This is a genomic window from Oleiphilus sp. HI0079 (assembly GCF_001635105.1).
This window is the reverse complement of the sequence record NZ_LWFT01001320.1, coordinates 1-1,708: the sequence shown is the minus strand read 5'-3', so window position 1 is coordinate 1,708 and position 1,708 is coordinate 1. Positions and strand designations below refer to the sequence as shown.

The window sequence follows — 1,708 nt, the reverse complement described above, 5'->3', positions numbered from 1 at the left end:
TAGGCGACTTGACCCATTTTTTCTGAGGGTCTGCCAATAGCCCAAGCAGCGCACCTATAACAAAGAGCTGCGCCCAAGGCAGAAAATCTAACCAAGGCCAAATCGATTGAGGTCGAACATACTCAGTGAATAGGTAAAGGCAAATCATCTTAAAGGCGAAACTTTCGCCCTTGAAATACGTCCACCAAGTTTTGAGTTCGAGGCGGTAGAGGTCTTCAAGCTTGATATCTTCACCCTTCATGCAGAGATCTCGCGATATAGAGCACTAATTGCTTGGGCGTTATCCAAAGCACTGTTAGGTTTTGCGGGCAAAACCTTCGAGTCACTAGCGAGTAGTTTATGTAAGGCTGAGGCATAAGACGAAGCTTCATGCTCCTCTGATAGAACTCCCCCCTCGCCTTGCTCAAAGCTTTCTGTCACTGCTCCTGCGTTATGACTAACGATTGGTGTACCTAGAGCCATAGACTCAAGCAATGTCATCGGTAAACCCTCATGATCGGAGCACATGACTAAAACATCCAAACTCTTAATGTAAGAGGCGACGCTTTTAATATGTCCATGGAAGGTAACCGCATCGGATAAACCTAGCTGCTCCGCTTGATTCTCTAATTGCGTTCGGAGTGGCCCATCGCCAATAACATGAAACTTTAACGCTTGATCTGTCGATTCTGAGTTTACTAGCTCGCTCGCCATATCCAAGAAAATATCAACACGCTTTACTAGCACTAGCCGTCCGACAATGCCGACATGCTTTACCTTTAACTTGGGCTCATGAAGCAAAAAAGGAGCATCTGCTTTTACGTTTTCAAGCGCCTCAAGGTCTACGCCATTTTCAATTACCGTAATGTGCTGTTTTGGGTAATTAACTTGAAGTTTGCGCGCTAGCTCTTCTGATACCGCGATAATCTTCTTTTGAAGGTACCGACCACAGAACTGATCGACTGACACTTGAGTCCTGTTTTTCCACTGAGCCCAGCTGTAATCAAACTCTGGTGCCCCGTGCTGCGTTCTAATACAGGCAGCTCTTATAGAAAGGAAGTTTGCGCAAGAAGCAAGAATATTCTCTTTTTGGCGGTGCGTATGAATGATATTTGGCTGTAGGGTTTTTAATAAGTGGCGAAGGCGCAAGAATATCTCTGCGCTACTGAGCTTAGCCTCATCCAGCACATGCACTTGAATGCCTTCTGCTCTTAAGCGTGCTTCAAGCTCTCCGTGATTAAGTAAGACCACTTCCACTTGTGTATTGGACATACGCGCTAAATACTTACAAAGGGTATGCACTTGCGCTTCTGCTCCACCCCATAAATCGCCTGAGGCCACTTGAAGGATACTAAGCGGCTGCACAGTTATACCTTTGACCAGGGTCTGACCCTTTCAACACCACCAACGAAAGCGGACCCCGACGTGCATAGATTTATCATCACAAAAACTCCCAGCGCAGTCCTAGGCCTGCGGAGGTTTCATCAAAATCGCGACTTGAAACATCATCATTACTTCGTGTCTCGTATCGCAAAAAACCGTCGGTATATAAATCTTGAATAAGCTGATATTTAAGAGACAAGGTGAACGCATGGGTAGTGTCTTTACCTAACCCCCTGGTTAGTCCAAAACTCTCACGGCTATATTCGTACTCGGCCCTGGGGATTAATCGTGAGTAGATTTTTGGTGCAAAACCAAGAACGGCACCACGATAACGTTCTGTGTAATT

At 45.8% G+C, this 1,708-nt stretch carries 3 protein-coding genes; all 3 read right to left on the bottom strand.

Annotated elements, in window-relative coordinates:
- Nucleotides 1-241 (bottom strand): hypothetical protein (locus A3750_RS27045; RefSeq protein WP_231871928.1); only part of this gene is annotated, 241 nt, incomplete at its 3' end.
- Nucleotides 238-1,344: a glycosyltransferase gene (locus tag A3750_RS22875; RefSeq protein WP_068548908.1), complete on the bottom strand. Its 1,107-nt coding sequence runs from the start codon at nucleotides 1,342-1,344 to the stop codon at nucleotides 238-240. The genes A3750_RS27045 and A3750_RS22875, both read right to left, overlap by 4 nt.
- Nucleotides 1,345-1,420: 76 nt before the next feature.
- The coding region (locus tag A3750_RS22870; protein ID WP_156498867.1) for an outer membrane beta-barrel protein at nucleotides 1,421-1,708 on the bottom strand (288 nt) is incomplete at its 5' end.